Consider the following 14,932-nt stretch of genomic DNA (forward strand, 5'->3'; position numbering starts at 1 on the left):
ATTCGATATTAAGCGTGCTTCAAACTTGCATGCGGGTGTACGCCCGAACCTGATGCTTTAGGCGCTGGATACATAGCTTGGTATTCAGCGTTAAGCACTTGAATTACACTCTGAGCTAGGCTTACCGCCCAAAAGCTGCCAGCAATAGTCAGGCACAGATAATCTTCCGAAAGCTCAACTAAACCGTTCTTTTCCCAATGCGCGAACAAAGGCTTGAGGTAGTCGAACGTGTCTTGTCCCATAAAGCTCGGTAGCGTACTTCTTCTAACAACACCAGAATCGAAACCTGCCTTTAATGTTGAGAAGATAGGCTCTAATGAACTTTGCTTCGTCATCATGGCAATAGGTAATTGACCTTGCTTTATAGACTCCATGTAGCTGTCTAAAGTTCGATGCTGCATCACACCATGACCGCCGATGTTGCCACCAGCGCCACAACCAATGGGTAGAACTTCGGCATAAGTTTTCGCTAAGCTGTTGTAAATGCTGCGTTCGCGGTTATCCCGAGTCCAGTGGTTTACGCTCAGTTGCTTGACCTTATTTTTTGCCATGAACTCTACACCCGCCAAATACATGCTCGCCTTATCTGGCGTATTCGCAGGCGGTGGGATTTTTCCTTTCTCAACAAGATTCAGCATAGGTGCATTGCCCGCAACAATCAGTTGGTAGAGGTCAATGCCGTGTGCGCCAGTAGACATGTAGTCTTCTAAATCTTGTTGGAACACTTCCATAGATTGGTGTGGTAATCCGTATAACAGGTCAAGAACGATTGGCGCTTGTTCTGTACGGCTCAGTGAACTGATACGTTCTAGCACAACCTCTCGGTCATCTAGGCGCTTAGCACTGCGTCGAACCAGAGTATTGAAACTTTGAATACCGAATGAGAAACGATTGAAGCCACCTTCAAGCGCACGATCAAACATCTCGTCGCCAAATCGATTGATGCGCCCTTCCAATGTCATCTCAACATCGTTTGCTAGTGGGAAATATTGACGAATCGCTTTACCCAGCTGTTCAACTTGCTGAGGTGACAAATCGGTAGGTGTTCCGCCACCAATATAGACGGCGTGAAATAGTCCAGACTGAGCCCAAGGTGTTTTGGCTTTCTGCTTTAGCTCGATCATCAGTGCATCGAAATACTCATCCACTAATTTACGGCTTGCGGCATTTTGGAAGAAATTGCAGAACGTACAACGCACACGACAGAAAGGAATGTGGATATACAAGCAACGCTTATCCTGTTTTTTCCCTTCACTCAGCATCAGTTCGTCAAAGAGTTCTAACTTCTTACTGGGGTCGACCGGAATTGAACTTCCTCCGGCGTGTGCAGAATGCTTTTTCGCAAACGCAAAACGAAGCGGATCAGGGCTAGAAACACCCAAGATTGATTCGTCAAATTTATAAATATTAAGACTCATATAATCTCTCTAAACACTTACATAGCAAAGTCTGGAAGACTATTCGCTAAAAACTGAGAGAATCATAAATACACGCAAATGATAATGCAATTGATAATTGATCTTATTTAGATTCTAAGCAATAATCCGATACAGAATTTTGATTTGGTAAAGGATTGATTGTGAACGTTCCTAGATATGTTATTGCAGGCGGTGCATCGTTAGTGATTCATGCAGCGTTGTTGTTTGTCGCTCAAGAATCCAAAGTATTTGCGATGCCTGCAGGTAGCCAATCAAACACGGTATCGATCAACTTCACTCCTAAGAGCGTTCCCTCACAAGCTCAGCAAAAAACAGTCACAGAGCCAGTTGAACCAGAACCAATAAGAGAAACCGTCTCACAAGCTGAACCTAAACCAGTCGAACCAAAAACAGTTGAGCCAAAGCAAGCTAAGCCAACTCCAAAGAAAAAAGCGATCACCAATAAGCCTCAACCAAAGAAAGTAGAAAAAAAGGTTGTTGAAAAGAAAGTTGAGAAGAAGCTGGTTCAAAAGAAACCAGTGACTGAGAAAAAGGTGGTGAAGAAAGAACGCCCAGAGTCAAAACCAGCACCACAACCAGAGAAGCTAGCCGACAAGAAAGTCGATAAGAATATGGACGAATCTGCCAACCAGCCTCAGGAAGTAAATCAAGGCGTATCAAACCAAGAGCCAGTTTTGGTCACTAAGCCTTCCTTCTCTGCGCGCCCTACCCCACCGAATTACCCTCGCCAAGCAAGACGCCGTGGCGTTGAAGGTGTCGCGACTTATGAAATCTGGCTAGACGCTGAAGGTAAACAAATTAAACAAGCATTAGTAAATTCATCAGGCGCACTAATGCTCGATAACGCCGCATTAGATGCCATTAAACAATGGAAATTCTCACCTCACACTGTCAACGGTCGAGCGATTGCTCACCGAGTACAAATACCTGTTCGTTTTAGGTTGGATTAATCATGCAACAAATCAGTTACTTACAAGATCAACTTGGCTTAATGACTTGGCCTCTTCTTATCTGTTCGGCATTAACAGCAATGATCATCGCTGAACGTGTCTTCCAAGTCATGCTCAGTATTGGTGTGGGCAAACGTGCCATTCGTCGCGAGTTAAACCAAATCTCACCAACCAACAGTAAAGAGATTGAAGCGCTTGCTCAGTCGATTTCAGGTAAACGCCCGCTACTGTACAAGGGCGTGTCAATGTTGCTTGCTCACCACTCTTTCTCAAAAGGGTTACGTGAAGATGCCGCTGGGATCTGGCTACAAGAAAAACGCCACCAGCTTCATGCAGGTTTAAGACTGCTTGGTTTGATCGGCGTGATCAGCCCACTCATCGGCTTGCTTGGTACGGTACTTGGTCTTATTGAGATGTTTAAAGGCGTTGCCGCGACAACAGGCAGCATCACGCCCAATGATTTGGCAGACGGTCTTGGATTAGCAATGCGAACCACAGCAGCAGGTTTGATGATTGCGCTTCCTGCTATTTCTGGTGCTCAGCTACTAGGGCTATGGGCCGATCGAGTGCTGGCTCAATTGGAGCATACATTGAACTATGTGAATGTGTGGCTAGAAGGCATGTCGATTCAAACCAATCAGTCTGATGATACTCAGGGCAAGCCTGTCAACAAAACCTCTATCGGTGATGTGAGCCAAGCATGATTAAAACGCCCCACTCATCTCACACACAGAGCCTAGCGCCAGACTTAACACCGCTGCTCGACATCATTTTTATCGTGATGGTTTTTCTATTGCTTACGGCATCAGTAAAGCTGGAGTCACTGGAAGTTGAGCTGCCAAGCTCGGATGTCAAAAACGTTTCTGAAGTCCACAAGGATTCGATTAGCGTCAATATTTTAGACCGCGAACCCTACTGGGCAATTAACGGCCAAGAATACATCGACTGGGAAAACTTCAAGATTGCCCTGTTAGAAGAGACTGGTTCAACGGATAAAAAACCGATCATCATTGGCGCGGATAAAGCCGCCAACGTTGAAAACCTAGTGAAGTTGCTTTCATTCCTTCAAGAAAACGGAATACCAGCGACTCAATTGCTCACTGACGATGGCTAGAGCGACACTCAATTTTCACGAGGTTTGGCTTCTGGTTGATAAGACTAAACAAGCAGAACTAAGCCTCTCTATCGATTCGAACTCACAATGCGAACGGACTGCTCACTGAGTATCTTCGCGATACAAAAAGAAAATATAAAGAACTTATTATGAACAACTTAAACGTGCTCAATAAATTAAAGACTAAGACACACCTCCTTTCAGTTGCCGCTATGGGCTTGGCACTTAGCGCACCCGCAATGGCCAATGATGCTGAACAACCTCGAATCATCAGTGCCGGCAGTGCCGTTACTGAATTGGTTTTGGCATTAGGTGCTGAAGAGCAGCTAGTCGCGATTGATGTAACCAGCCACTTTCCTCAAGCAGAAAACCTGCCAAAGATTGGCTATCACCGAAACCTGTCTGCGGAAGGCTTACTTGCCCTAGAACCGACCACGTTGATTGGCTCAGATGAAATGGGACCAGACAACGCGATTTCTCAATTAAAATCGGCAGGCGTCGATGTAGAGATCGTCAACACCGAAGCAAATGTTGAAGGGCTATTAAAGCGTATCGACCAAATCGCCAAGATCACCCATACCGAAGCACACTCACAGCAAGTTAAAGCCGAAGTAAATCAGAAGATTGCTGCACTGAAAGCGAACCAAGTGCCAAGCAACGAAGCGAAGAAAGTACTTTTCCTATTGTTGCATGAAGGTCGCCCTGCGAACGTTGCCGGTGGTGAGACTTCACCAAACGCGATCATTGAATTGGCTGGCGGTATCAACCCTGCTGCTCAAAGCCTAACGTCTTACAAGCCATTATCGATGGAGTCACTGGTAGAAATGCAACCCGATGTGATTCTAGTCAGTGGCCGTAGCTACCAAAAAATGGGCGGTGCTGATGCCATCCTGAAATCGCTACCTATGTTAGCGGCGACTCCTGCAGGTATGAACAAGCAAATCATTACCGTAAATGGCAGTGCTTTGGTTGGCGGACTTGGCCTTGAAAGCCTTTCTGAAGCGAAGCGATTAAACGCTCTTATCTATCCGCTATAACTTATCTACCCGCTATAACGCGACTACCCTATTTTTACTGTTGCTAGTTCAATGCCCGTCACCAGCCTACTTTCGCAATGTTGGTGATGGATATTGAAGTTAGCGACAGATATTGAGGCCCTTTATGTTGTTACGATCCGTCCCGCTGAAAACATCGATGTTAGGCCTAGGTGCTACCCTAGTCTTCGTCGCACTGTTTTCAATCACCGTTGGGCCAATGAACATTAGCTTGGCTGACAGCGCAGCGAGCTTACTACAGCCAAACAATGACTTGGCCCCCCACATCAACTTGGTGATTCAAGAGATTCGCTTACCTAGAACCATTTTGTGTATGTTGATTGGTGCGATTCTCGCGTTATGTGGTGCTGTTATGCAGGGCTTATTTCGAAACCCACTTGCTGAGCCTGGGATCATCGGTGTGTCTGCTGGTGCGGCGCTTGGTGCAGCACTGGCCATCGTACTTTTCTCTGAGCTATCGCTTCAATACCCTGCTTTCATGAACTTTGCTGCGGTTCCTGTGTTCGCTTTTCTTGGCGGCGCTTTAACCACACTGTTGGTGTATAAGCTAGGCACGGGTAAATTCGGCACCTCTGTCACCATCATGTTGTTGGCGGGTGTGGCGATCAGTGCGCTCTCTGGCGCTGGTATTGGCTTCTTGAATTTCATTGCTGATGACCAAATGCTGCGCGATCTTTCATTGTGGTCGATGGGTTCATTGGCTGGCGCTAAGTGGTCAGGCATTTTGCTGGCTGCTGTCACGCTCGTTGGATTGTTTGTTGTTTTCTACCGCCAAGCGATGTCTCTAAATGCTCTATTACTGGGCGAGTCAGAAGCGCAACACCTTGGCATCCCAGTACAAAAGCTTAAACGAAAGCTGATTCTACTGACGGCTGCAGGCGTTGGTATCACGGTTAGCCTGTCTGGCATGATTGGTTTTATTGGTTTGGTGATCCCACATTTAGGTCGCATGTTAGCAGGCCCTGACCACCGAGTTCTGTTGCCACTATCAGCGGTACTAGGCGCACTACTGCTAACCGCCGCAGACATGTTCTCACGTGTGGTACTTGCTCCGGCAGAGCTACCTGTAGGTATTGTCACTGCGATTATCGGCGCTCCATTCTTCTTGTATCTACTATTTCAACAGAAAGGGAGAATCCTTTAATGTTTCCTTCAGCTTTAAAAGCGACCGATATCGAAGTGAAGTTCGGCAGTAAAGTGATATTAGATGGCGTTTCTATTGAGATTGAAGCGGGAAAGGTAACCACACTGCTTGGGCCAAATGGCGCAGGTAAAAGCACGCTGCTTAAAGCTTTGTGCCAAGAGATATCAAGCAACGGCGATATTCAATACTTTGGACATAGTAAAGACAAGTGGCCTTCTCACAAGTTAGCTAAGCACCTTGCTATGCTTCCTCAACACAGCACCTTGACCTTCCCATTCTTGGCACATGAAGTTGTCGAGCTTGGTGGGATTCCTCTGCAAGAATCCAACAAGAAGCTGACCAGCATTGCTAGCCAAAAAATGGATGTTGCTGATGTGACTCACTTGAGTGAAAGGCTTTATCCTTCACTATCAGGCGGTGAAAAGCAGCGAGTGCACTTGGCTCGAGTATTAACTCAGCTTCACCACTCTGGTGACCAATGTATTTTGATGCTTGATGAACCAACGTCTGCACTGGATCTTGCCCACCAGCACAACACCTTAAAGATTGCGAGAGAATTGGCCGACAACCACAATGCCGCGGTTATCGTAGTTTTGCATGATCTCAACTTAGCTGCGCAGTATTCCGATCGATTGGTGGTATTGAAAGATGGCAATTTGGTGTGTGATGGCAAGCCTTGGGATGCGCTGAAACCTTCGATGATAGAAGATGTGTATGGTTACAAAAGTATCGTAGAAAAACACCCAACCATGAGTTTCCCTCAGGTTCACCCCGCACAATAAGTCAGATTAAGGAGCGACTCATTTTAAGTATTCGTTCTTAATGACAATGACGTAATTCTAAGCCTCGATTTGTTCGAGGCTTTTTTATTGGCTCACAGCTACCCTCTCGGTTTAAACTCAATTTTATTAATAACTACGACAGCAAGCACCAAAACGACTCACCTTGAGCGTTTGAGGCTCTAGAAATGCACACTACCCGTTAGAGTTACTTAACTTTTAACACTAGAGAGGGAAACAAAGCTTGAACGTAAGCATATAAAAAGAAAAGAAATAACTTCATTCAGCATCAATCAACATCATTCAGCAAACAGCGACATCGGCGTGGGATTGAGAGAAAAACGCGCAAGAAGTGAAACGGCAGGCACAAAAAAAGCCCCCGCAGGAGCTTCTTTTATTGAGTGCTGATTATTGGCTCATACGAATCAATGATTTACCAATCAACCACTCTAGTTCTTTACCGCTAGTATCGCCAAACTGAGTTTCAGTCAGCTTGTATAGACGATCAATACCGTTTGCAGCGAACTCATGTGCGCTCTCAGCAGTAACGATATGATGGAAAAGTAAACGTAAGATTGCTAGGAACTCAGCGTCTTCAAGTGCTGCAACCCAGCTAGCTGAAAATGCGTCAAGGCCATTTTCGAAGTCAATGTGTTCCATGAACATCTTGAAAATACGACCGTCTAGAGCAGCAGTAAAATCCGTTTTCTTTGGAAAGTGATGACTTATACCTGTACGAGAAACACCCGTTTGTTGACTCAACGTCGTGTATGACATCTTGTCGTAACCCAATCTTAGTAGCTGGTCTACAACGGCATCCATGATTTTCTGGATCGTGATTTCTGTATCTTCTTTACTACGCTTTGGCATATTCAGGCTCTTCTCTTTGTAAATCCATCTAACTCAATCAAATGAAGTCAGAATGAAAATCGTTATCAGCATTATGTGAGCAAGGTATTTTTTCGCAAGTATTTCCATTAAATACCAACAAATACTTTGTACGAACAATTTTACAGTGCTGCCTCTTTGGGCACTTTGTCTAATTATTCTTCGAAAGTCACCTTACCTCTCTAAGTGGTTAATCTAAAATAACAACTTAGAATATCAAATACCCAACAATAAATTCATTGTATAAATACCTATCAAGCAATAGATAGTCTTATAAAATTAGTTACGACGCAACTAACTGAATGATATTCTAACAAATTAATGACACTGCTTATCAACAAAACATGAGATAGATCACATACATATTTGGCGACGCGAATGTACACATTCATTTAACCCCTTCAACAAACAACATAGCATACCAGTACAAATTAGTTCAAAGATTTTAATTTTTGTAGATACAGTTCAAATTGCTCGTTAGAATAACCTCAGACTTTGTAAGAGGATTATTATTATGAGCCAAGATATTGGTAACAACGATGTATGTGAAGCTTGCGGCTGTGCAGGCGAAATCGGGTTCATCATTAAAGAAGGCGACGATGTTGCTGAAGTAACGGTTTACGGAAACTCAAAAGCACTTATTGAAGCTGAGTTTGCTAAGTACGTTGAACTTGCTAAACAAGTGTCTAGCAACGTTGAATTTGAAGCATCAGAAATGACTGAAGAAAGCACAGAGTTGCACGCTCGCTTTAAATTTGAAGTTAGCGCTGAGAAGATTATTTTTGAACTTAAGACTCGCTCTCTAGCGCGTTAATATAAGCATTTATATTCTTATTGAAAGACGAGTGAATTACTCGTCTTTTTTTAATTGAACCCAAGCCAGTAAACCATTTTGCTCAAAATCGTTTTCTGCAGCGCACTGAATCACTACGCCTCCCACCTCTAACACCGCCCCAATGCTATAAGCCTTGTCATCGTAATAACAAACTCGTTGCTGTTGACCGCCTTGTGTCACTACCACCGCAGCTTTACCGGGCGTTGAAATTACTTTGTTGGCACTCGCAGACATTGAGCCAAACATTGAAGCGGCTATCAGAAAGACCTTAACAATTCGTATATTTACTCTAATCATTGATTTACCTGCCATCTTTGTTCCATTCCTGGTTAATCTACCGCCAAATGGGTAAAACACTATGCGAGATTAATTTTTCCATTATAGTGTAAGCGTCTATCGTAATAAGAAGCCTGTTATGCTCAGAATAATTGCACTTATTATTGGTTCCTTAACCATAACAAATGTCAGTGCTGAACCACTCGATCACTATCAAATATTGAACCATCTCGATAATTACGGAAACTTATATCTACGAAATAAGCCTTATACATCACTTCCAACTGGCTTGGTGGTAGATGGTAATCTCAATATAGAGAATACTGCGATCACACGCCTACCCAAAGGGTTAGAAGTGAATGGCAGCCTAAAAGGCTCTAACAGCCAACTCGCTCGAATCCCGAGTGGGGTTAAGATAAAAGGTTACGTCGACTTGATTGGCAGCCAAATCACCAGTTGGCCAAGAGGTGTAAGAGTGGGCGGCTTTATCAACCTCACCGATACACCACTGGAAAGGCTACCGAATGGCTTTAGGGTGAAAGGCGATCTGAGCGTGATCCGTACTCCTTTGACTGAGCTACCCAACGGGATCGTGATTGATGGCGACCTTTATATAGGCGGTTCTGGGATTACAACACTCCCCGAGACCATGACAGTCAAAGGCAACATCTACCTGGGCGGCAACACCATAACCACATGGCCAACCAATCTGGAGCTCGGTGGCGCAGTCGCTCGCTAATTCAGGCTAATGCTCTATTGCTCGATCGCAGCAGCAAGTAGCGATTTAGAAACAAAAAAGGAGCCCAAGGCTCCTTTTTCAATTCAATCAAGTTGCTAATCAACTGGCAAGCTAACGTTCGTTAACCAATGTTCTTCACTGGGTTCGCGTAGCTATCGATCAAGTACTGACGCGCACCTTGTGGCAGGCTCGATAGTTTAGCTTCAAACTCTTGCTTAACGGCCGTTGTAATCGACTCGTCTTCTTTTTCTGCTGCCAGCAAGTTCACTGGGAACAGTTTGTAGTTATCGTGGATCTGACGATCGATCTCTTCAGCAAGCGCTTCAGGGGTATCAAAATCTTGGTCGATAACCTGACCGAAGCCAACGTGAACGCGTCCTTTATTACCGATGATGCCTTGAATGATACTTTCGATATCTTCAAACTCACCCTTTTCGTAACTGCCGTTTACGTCTTTCTCGAAAAGCTCTATCGCTTTAGCTGTGTCACATGGGTCGTTCTCGTAAGAAATAGCCACAGGAACAATCTTCAATGACTTCACGTATTCAGGGAAAGCAATTTTTTGCTTACGTCCTTCAACGTGGAACATTTTCAAAATTGCTGGCTCAGTAAAATCGTTACCGTCTTTCGCACGACCTTCCTTTTGAGCGATCCAGATTGAGTTGCCCGTTTCTAGAGAGTGCTTGATGTAAGAAGACAACTGCCCTAGCGCTTTCATCATCTCACGCGGTCCTTTCAGAGAACGCTTTACGATGAAGCTCTTATTTAAACGCATCAATTCTGTCGCACATGGCTTCTTCAACAGGTTGTCACCAATAGCGATACGACAAGTCTGGTGATTATTTTGATGCAGAGCGTAATTTACTAACGCAGGATCCATAGCAATGTCACGATGGTTTGATACAAACAGATAAGCTTGGTTCGCATCCAGTGACTCGATACCAGTGTACGTCACACCGTTAGTGGTTTTCGCTAACGTGTCACGTAAGTACTTTTTCACTTCAATCTGAATAGATTCAACGCTAGTCAGCTTGCTCCACTTCATTTTTAAGTACACACGCAAAATCGGGCTCATTAATGCTTTGAACCAAGACGCATGGTTTGAAAAACGGTAGTGCAAGATTGCACTGATAAATTCTTCATCATTAATAAGACGGTTTAGTGCCGCTGGAATTTCATCATCGCCGTAAGGACGAATATCAACATATGGATCGGTTGGAGAGGTCATTTTCTAATTCATATAATAAAAAGCTGGCTCATTCTACGCGTTGTTTTGACTTCTCGCAGCTACAGAGCCCATACTTTTGACAAGGTCAGACCAGAAACATTGAAAATCCCCTGTTATTGTTGGCATTCTTTAAGATTAACGGTAATCTTGACGCCCCAAAATTAAGGTACTATCTATGAACTTCGCTATTGAATATACATCGGCTTACTTTTCACACTTGGTGATCACACCACGCAAGAAAGTACTTAAACATAGCCTTGTATCGGTTCAAAGTGGCTTGGTTTTGATTAAGTTAGGCAAACAAGAGTATGCCGTTGAACCAGGACAAAGCGTCTGGATTCCACACGACTGCCTAACGTCACTGACCTACTTTCCAAACACTCAGGTTAACCGCGTCGACTTTTCTGTTCGTTTGACGGATTCATTCCCAAGACAAGCGGGTTACATCACGCAAACTAACCTCTCTTCGGCACTACTAGAAAAGCTAGAGCAAACCAAAGCTCGTGCTTCCAATGCCAATAATACGGAACAAGCGTTTAAAGATATGCTTTCTGTCTTGAAGCAAGAAGTGTTGTCGTTTAAACCACTGCTTTGCGAAAGTGCTCTTTCTCAGCGATTCAATCAATGGAACATTGATGATTCAAACCTGCCACAAGAGCACACTCTGGTGATGGTGATGCGAGAAGCGAAGAAACGCATGCAGTCAGGCCAGAAACGTTCACTTGTGATTGATGATCTGTTCTCAGGTAAAGAAGAAGAGTTCGAGCAACTGTGTATGCTTGTTTTTGGTGAAGATTTATAGCTTGGCGGTAAGTCAGTGCTGGTATTTAAACTAGCAGCCAGATACTAAAAAGCCGCAAAAACTGAGTTTTTGCGGCTTTTTAATTCTTACTATTTAGACGTAGATTGCAATCTATCTATGTCACTACCTGTCTAGAATGGCAACTCAACCTGCATCATTAGGTCGGCGTCACGTGAGTCGTGCCAACGATAATCAAAGCGCATACGCGGCTGCCCTTCTACTTTCTCGCCAAAACCGATGCTGAGTTGAAGACCATGATTCATCAACCACTCTTCCGTCGACATATCATACTGCTCATCTTCAAGGTCTTCTGGAAACCACATACCCAAGCCAACATAGTTTGACTCAATGCTTTGTGTCAGCAATGGTGAGTCTTTACTTTGAAGAACCCAATCAGACCAATAGTCCGGTGTGCTTTCAGGTTCATCATCGCTCAGCCCGCTGATTTCCATCATACGTTGGCCAAAAGACTCGATGCTGGTCGAGAAATCTAGACAGTTGTCATCTTCATCAGAAGTCAGCATGATCGAATCTAGGCTAAAAAAATCACACTCAGCATACGCAGGCATACTGCATGCTGCCATGATCAACGTCGCTGGTATCGCGCTCTTTAGCATAGTCCTCTGACCTCTGGATTAATGAACTTACATTATCTGATACAGTCCACTATCTTGCAACATCTTTGTAACTGACTTTGTACTCAGTTTTGCAACATCGCTTCCACTTATCAGTGCATTACGTATGTCTGTGCTGCGAATTTTCACTTTTTCAGGGCAAGCCATTACAGACCACTGCTCGGTAATCTCATCTGATTTATAGAAAGATGAGAACTTAAAGAAGTTATCTGGGCCAATAACAAATGTCAGTTCAGCGTCACGATGTAACTTTTGAAGTTCACTGAGAACTGCATAAGTCGTGACGCTTTCACCTGGGGTAAATAGGCTCTTTTCGATCAAAGAAAGCTCCACTTGATCCAGTGAAAGATCGCTAATAAATGCGTTAACTAACTGACATCTCGTATCAAAGTCTAGCATCTCTTTTCCCCAAGCATGGGCAATACTTGGAACGAGTAGAATTTTGTCAAAGTGAGCCAACGAATCAATCACACTTTTGTGCCCTAAGCTCGGCGGATTAAACGCACTACCGAAAATGGCTATTTTTTCCATTATTAATTACTGCCTTCTCTTTCTAAGCTTGTGCAAAGAGGTTTTTAAATCGGATGATTTAGGTATGATAACACTAGATTTTTAATTTGCTTGCAGGAAAGGAATACGAATGGAACAGTTAATTCGTGACGAAATGCGCGTACTACCTTCAATTGACCCTCACTTCGAAGTGACTCGTCGTGTGGACTTTATCAAAACGAAACTTCAGCAGTCAGGCTGCAAGTCTCTGATCCTTGGTATCAGTGGCGGTGTGGATTCGACAACTTGTGGCCGTTTAGCACAAATGGCCGTTGATAGCCTAAATGAAAGCGCTGGTAGCAACGACTACCAATTCATCGCGGTTCGCCTGCCTTACGGTGAACAAAAAGATGAAGACGAAGCGCAACTTGCGCTGTCTTTCATTCAGCCTTCTCAATCTGTTTCTGTAAATATTAAAGCGGGTGTTGATGGGCTTCACGCTGCATCTCACGTTGCTCTAGAAGGCACTGACTTGCTACCAACAGATTCAGCAAAAATCGACTTTGTGAAAGGCAATGTGAAAGCTCGCGCTCGCATGATCGCACAATACGAAATTGCAGGTTACGTTGGCGGCCTTGTAATCGGTACAGACCACTCAGCGGAAAACATTACTGGCTTCTACACTAAGCACGGTGACGGCGCATGTGATTTAGCACCGCTGTTCGGCCTGAACAAACGTCAAGTTCGTGAACTAGCAGCAACACTGGGTGCTCCAGAGCTACTGGTTAAGAAAGTACCAACCGCTGATCTAGAAGAGCTTGATCCACAGAAAGCAGATGAAGCAGCATTGAACCTTTCTTACGATCAGATCGATGATTTCCTTGAAGGCAAAGCCGTTTCTCAAGACGTATCCGATCGCTTAGTGAGCATCTACAAAGCAACACAACACAAGCGTCAACCAATCCCAACGATCTACGATTAATTTTTTGAGTTAATCTCAGATTCAAAAAGGCCGGAGGCTCACTCACGAACTTCCGGCCTTTCTATTCTATGTGCGGAATAACCTAACTAGTTAATCAACAACTTCGATATCGGTTTGAGGCACACTGCAACACGCCAGTATCTGACCCATATTACGTTCATGTTCTTGCAATGCAGGCACATCCGGTTGGTGAACTTGCCCTGACTCAAGGGTCACTTTACAAGCGCCACAGAAACCCGCACGGCAGCTTGAAGCGATAGACACACCCGCCAACTCCGCTTGCTCTAGCAGGGTTGATTGGTTATTACCTTCGAACAAGTAGCCATTAACACTTAACTGCAGTGGCTTCACCGCCTCTTCGGTAGACTGAGCAACACCAAACGCTTCTTGATGATAATGCTGAGGATTAAGCCCCATTTGAATCAGCAGTTTCTTGGCATTATCCATAAAGCCATCAGGGCCACACACGAAGGCTTGGCGCTTGTGTAACTCTTCAATTTTAGCGACATGCGACACGCTCAAACGTCCTGATAAACCATCCCACTCTTTCGTTGGTTGGCTTAGTGAGTAAATCACCTGTAAGCCCGGATGTTCATTGGCAATTTGATCGATCTCTGCTTGATAAGGGATATCTTCTTCGCTGCTACATTGGTGATAGAAAACCACATCATCAATCTGAACATGGTCGGCCAAATAACGAAGCATCGACAACATTGGCGTAATACCGCTACCCGCAGACAAAAGCAGCAGTGGGTGCTTAGGGTTTTGTTCTAAATAGAAAGCGCCATCTGGATTTTGAGCAACAAGCGTATCACCGACTTGGAAATGATCATTGAGCCAGTTTGAGATTTGACCATCGTCCACTCGCTTTACAGAAATCGCTAAACGACCTGCACGTGATGGACTCGAAGATAACGTGTAACGACGAGACACTTTTTCGCCATCAATCACCATCTCAATCGGTAAATGTTGTCCCGGCTGATAGCTTGGTAATGAATGGTTCTCTTTCGCTGGCTCTAGCCAGAACGTCGTGAAGTCGCGAGCGATCTCTTCACGCTCGACGCAAGTTAAGTGCAGTGACTCTACCCAAGTGTCTTCGTAGTGTTCTTTCTCTTTGGTTTCAAGTACCTCAACCACGTCACCCGCTTTCACCAGACCTTCATTTTTTGCCACAAGGTTCTGACCAAAGAAAACTCCACCACGCTCGTTGGCTCTGAATGTAGAGAAGGTATTAAGAGGCTCTTTTGTCGCTCTGAATTCGCCGCTCTCAACATCGACTGTCGTCAGGATACAACGCTCACAAGGCTTCACCGCTTCGAATTCAACCTCACCAATTCGGATACGCTTCCAACCGTCTTCGGCAAAGGCTTCTGTATTTGAAACAACAAAGTTGGTGCGGAACTGATCCATTGAATGAACTTCAGGGCTGCGGCGATTAAGCTCATCGAGAGAGGCTTGGCTGATCACCAACATTGGATAGCCGTCAGCGAAACTGACATTCTGACCAAGCTTTTCTCGAACACGATTCGATTGCTCACCACAGAACAGCAGTTCTACGCGAACACCAAGCACATCGC

General features: G+C 44.6%; 17 protein-coding genes. 10 read left to right on the forward strand and 7 right to left on the reverse strand.

The genetic code is table 11. From position 1 onward, the window contains the following. Positions 1–8: 8 nt before the first annotated feature. A complete protein-coding gene (hutW, locus tag IQQ51_RS18835; RefSeq protein WP_193841811.1) occupies positions 9–1,418 on the reverse strand; it encodes a heme anaerobic degradation radical SAM methyltransferase ChuW/HutW in 1,410 nt (469 codons plus the stop codon). A 161-nt stretch (positions 1,419–1,579) separates the two neighbouring features. Here hutW and IQQ51_RS18840 point away from each other — a divergent pair, with 161 nt between their 5' ends. The 6 genes from IQQ51_RS18840 to IQQ51_RS18865 all read left to right on the forward strand — a co-directional run bounded on the left by IQQ51_RS18840 (position 1,580) and on the right by IQQ51_RS18865 (position 6,484). After that, positions 1,580–2,389 (forward strand): TonB family protein, encoded by an 810-nt coding sequence (locus tag IQQ51_RS18840; RefSeq protein WP_193841812.1) that lies wholly within the window; start codon positions 1,580–1,582, stop codon positions 2,387–2,389. Between the two features lie 2 nt (positions 2,390–2,391). Continuing rightward, positions 2,392–3,093: a MotA/TolQ/ExbB proton channel family protein gene (locus tag IQQ51_RS18845; RefSeq protein ID WP_017062755.1), complete on the forward strand. Its 702-nt coding sequence runs from the start codon at positions 2,392–2,394 to the stop codon at positions 3,091–3,093. Next, positions 3,090–3,503, forward strand: coding sequence for an ExbD/TolR family protein (locus tag IQQ51_RS18850; RefSeq protein WP_017062756.1), 414 nt, complete (start codon positions 3,090–3,092; stop codon positions 3,501–3,503). Before IQQ51_RS18845 ends, IQQ51_RS18850 begins: the two co-directional genes overlap by 4 nt. A 149-nt stretch (positions 3,504–3,652) precedes the next feature. Then, positions 3,653–4,540 (forward strand): heme/hemin ABC transporter substrate-binding protein, encoded by an 888-nt coding sequence (locus IQQ51_RS18855; RefSeq protein WP_193841813.1) that lies wholly within the window; start codon positions 3,653–3,655, stop codon positions 4,538–4,540. Positions 4,541–4,664: 124 nt separating this feature from the next. After that, positions 4,665–5,702, forward strand: a complete 1,038-nt coding sequence (locus IQQ51_RS18860; RefSeq protein WP_048609731.1) for a FecCD family ABC transporter permease — start codon at positions 4,665–4,667, stop codon at positions 5,700–5,702. Continuing rightward, positions 5,702–6,484: a heme ABC transporter ATP-binding protein gene (locus IQQ51_RS18865; RefSeq protein ID WP_050620596.1), complete on the forward strand. Its 783-nt coding sequence runs from the start codon at positions 5,702–5,704 to the stop codon at positions 6,482–6,484. Before IQQ51_RS18860 ends, IQQ51_RS18865 begins: the two co-directional genes overlap by 1 nt. A gap of 405 nt (positions 6,485–6,889) precedes the next feature. On the opposite strand, the gene IQQ51_RS18870 is transcribed toward IQQ51_RS18865, so the two are convergent. Next, positions 6,890–7,351, reverse strand: coding sequence for a TetR/AcrR family transcriptional regulator (locus IQQ51_RS18870; protein WP_004731875.1), 462 nt, complete (start codon positions 7,349–7,351; stop codon positions 6,890–6,892). A gap of 532 nt (positions 7,352–7,883) precedes the next feature. Here IQQ51_RS18870 and IQQ51_RS18875 point away from each other — a divergent pair. Next, positions 7,884–8,183: a YfcZ/YiiS family protein gene (locus tag IQQ51_RS18875; protein WP_017062761.1), complete on the forward strand. Its 300-nt coding sequence runs from the start codon at positions 7,884–7,886 to the stop codon at positions 8,181–8,183. A gap of 36 nt (positions 8,184–8,219) precedes the next feature. On the opposite strand, the gene IQQ51_RS18880 is transcribed toward IQQ51_RS18875, so the two are convergent. Next, positions 8,220–8,516, reverse strand: coding sequence for a YnjH family protein (locus IQQ51_RS18880; RefSeq protein WP_193841814.1), 297 nt, complete (start codon positions 8,514–8,516; stop codon positions 8,220–8,222). A gap of 103 nt (positions 8,517–8,619) precedes the next feature. Here IQQ51_RS18880 and IQQ51_RS18885 point away from each other — a divergent pair, with 103 nt between their 5' ends. After that, the gene (locus IQQ51_RS18885; RefSeq protein ID WP_193841815.1) at positions 8,620–9,219 is read left to right on the forward strand and encodes a hypothetical protein; all 600 of its coding nucleotides are present in this window, start codon (positions 8,620–8,622) and stop codon (positions 9,217–9,219) included. 121 nt (positions 9,220–9,340) lie between these two features. Here IQQ51_RS18885 and IQQ51_RS18890 read toward each other — a convergent pair whose 3' ends face one another. After that, positions 9,341–10,447, reverse strand: coding sequence for a 1-acyl-sn-glycerol-3-phosphate acyltransferase (locus tag IQQ51_RS18890; protein ID WP_050647827.1), 1,107 nt, complete (start codon positions 10,445–10,447; stop codon positions 9,341–9,343). Between the two features lie 175 nt (positions 10,448–10,622). On the opposite strand from IQQ51_RS18890, the gene IQQ51_RS18895 reads away from it, so the two are divergent. After that, positions 10,623–11,249, forward strand: coding sequence for a hypothetical protein (locus tag IQQ51_RS18895; RefSeq protein ID WP_017067957.1), 627 nt, complete (start codon positions 10,623–10,625; stop codon positions 11,247–11,249). 131 nt (positions 11,250–11,380) lie between these two features. On the opposite strand, the gene IQQ51_RS18900 is transcribed toward IQQ51_RS18895, so the two are convergent. Together IQQ51_RS18900 and IQQ51_RS18905 are read right to left on the reverse strand one after the other, a co-directional pair. Continuing rightward, on the reverse strand, positions 11,381–11,866 hold the full coding sequence (locus IQQ51_RS18900) for a hypothetical protein (protein WP_048609737.1): 486 nt from the start codon (positions 11,864–11,866) through the stop codon (positions 11,381–11,383). 27 nt (positions 11,867–11,893) lie between these two features. Continuing rightward, positions 11,894–12,415, reverse strand: a complete 522-nt coding sequence (locus tag IQQ51_RS18905; protein ID WP_017067428.1) for a nicotinate-nicotinamide nucleotide adenylyltransferase — start codon at positions 12,413–12,415, stop codon at positions 11,894–11,896. A 109-nt stretch (positions 12,416–12,524) separates the two neighbouring features. Between IQQ51_RS18905 and nadE the strand changes: the two genes are divergently transcribed. Next, positions 12,525–13,355, forward strand: coding sequence for an ammonia-dependent NAD(+) synthetase (gene nadE / locus IQQ51_RS18910; protein WP_193841816.1), 831 nt, complete (start codon positions 12,525–12,527; stop codon positions 13,353–13,355). A gap of 90 nt (positions 13,356–13,445) precedes the next feature. Here nadE and IQQ51_RS18915 read toward each other — a convergent pair. Then, positions 13,446–14,932: MOSC domain-containing protein (locus tag IQQ51_RS18915; protein ID WP_228013008.1), on the reverse strand; the 1,487-nt coding region annotated here is incomplete at its 5' end.

The sequence above is a fragment of the Vibrio sp. OPT18 genome (assembly GCF_015163615.1).
GTDB classification, from domain to species: domain Bacteria; phylum Pseudomonadota; class Gammaproteobacteria; order Enterobacterales; family Vibrionaceae; genus Vibrio; species Vibrio coralliirubri.

What these genes read in the sequence shown, in the direction of transcription:
- IQQ51_RS18845 (WP_017062755.1), top strand. Translation starts at nt 2,392, where the DNA reads ATGCAACAAATCAGTTACTTACAAGATCAACTTGGCTTAATGACTTGG.
- IQQ51_RS18895 (WP_017067957.1), top strand. Translation starts at nt 10,623, where the DNA reads ATGAACTTCGCTATTGAATATACATCGGCTTACTTTTCACACTTGGTG.
- IQQ51_RS18865 (WP_050620596.1), top strand. Translation starts at nt 5,702, where the DNA reads ATGTTTCCTTCAGCTTTAAAAGCGACCGATATCGAAGTGAAGTTCGGC.
- IQQ51_RS18850 (WP_017062756.1), top strand. Translation starts at nt 3,090, where the DNA reads ATGATTAAAACGCCCCACTCATCTCACACACAGAGCCTAGCGCCAGAC.
- hutW (WP_193841811.1), bottom strand. Translation starts at nt 1,418, where the DNA reads ATGAGTCTTAATATTTATAAATTTGACGAATCAATCTTGGGTGTTTCT.
- IQQ51_RS18860 (WP_048609731.1), top strand. Translation starts at nt 4,665, where the DNA reads ATGTTGTTACGATCCGTCCCGCTGAAAACATCGATGTTAGGCCTAGGT.
- IQQ51_RS18855 (WP_193841813.1), top strand. Translation starts at nt 3,653, where the DNA reads ATGAACAACTTAAACGTGCTCAATAAATTAAAGACTAAGACACACCTC.
- IQQ51_RS18905 (WP_017067428.1), bottom strand. Translation starts at nt 12,415, where the DNA reads ATGGAAAAAATAGCCATTTTCGGTAGTGCGTTTAATCCGCCGAGCTTA.
- IQQ51_RS18885 (WP_193841815.1), top strand. Translation starts at nt 8,620, where the DNA reads ATGCTCAGAATAATTGCACTTATTATTGGTTCCTTAACCATAACAAAT.
- nadE (WP_193841816.1), top strand. Translation starts at nt 12,525, where the DNA reads ATGGAACAGTTAATTCGTGACGAAATGCGCGTACTACCTTCAATTGAC.
- IQQ51_RS18900 (WP_048609737.1), bottom strand. Translation starts at nt 11,866, where the DNA reads ATGCTAAAGAGCGCGATACCAGCGACGTTGATCATGGCAGCATGCAGT.
- IQQ51_RS18880 (WP_193841814.1), bottom strand. Translation starts at nt 8,516, where the DNA reads ATGGCAGGTAAATCAATGATTAGAGTAAATATACGAATTGTTAAGGTC.
- IQQ51_RS18890 (WP_050647827.1), bottom strand. Translation starts at nt 10,447, where the DNA reads ATGACCTCTCCAACCGATCCATATGTTGATATTCGTCCTTACGGCGAT.
- IQQ51_RS18870 (WP_004731875.1), bottom strand. Translation starts at nt 7,351, where the DNA reads ATGCCAAAGCGTAGTAAAGAAGATACAGAAATCACGATCCAGAAAATC.
- IQQ51_RS18875 (WP_017062761.1), top strand. Translation starts at nt 7,884, where the DNA reads ATGAGCCAAGATATTGGTAACAACGATGTATGTGAAGCTTGCGGCTGT.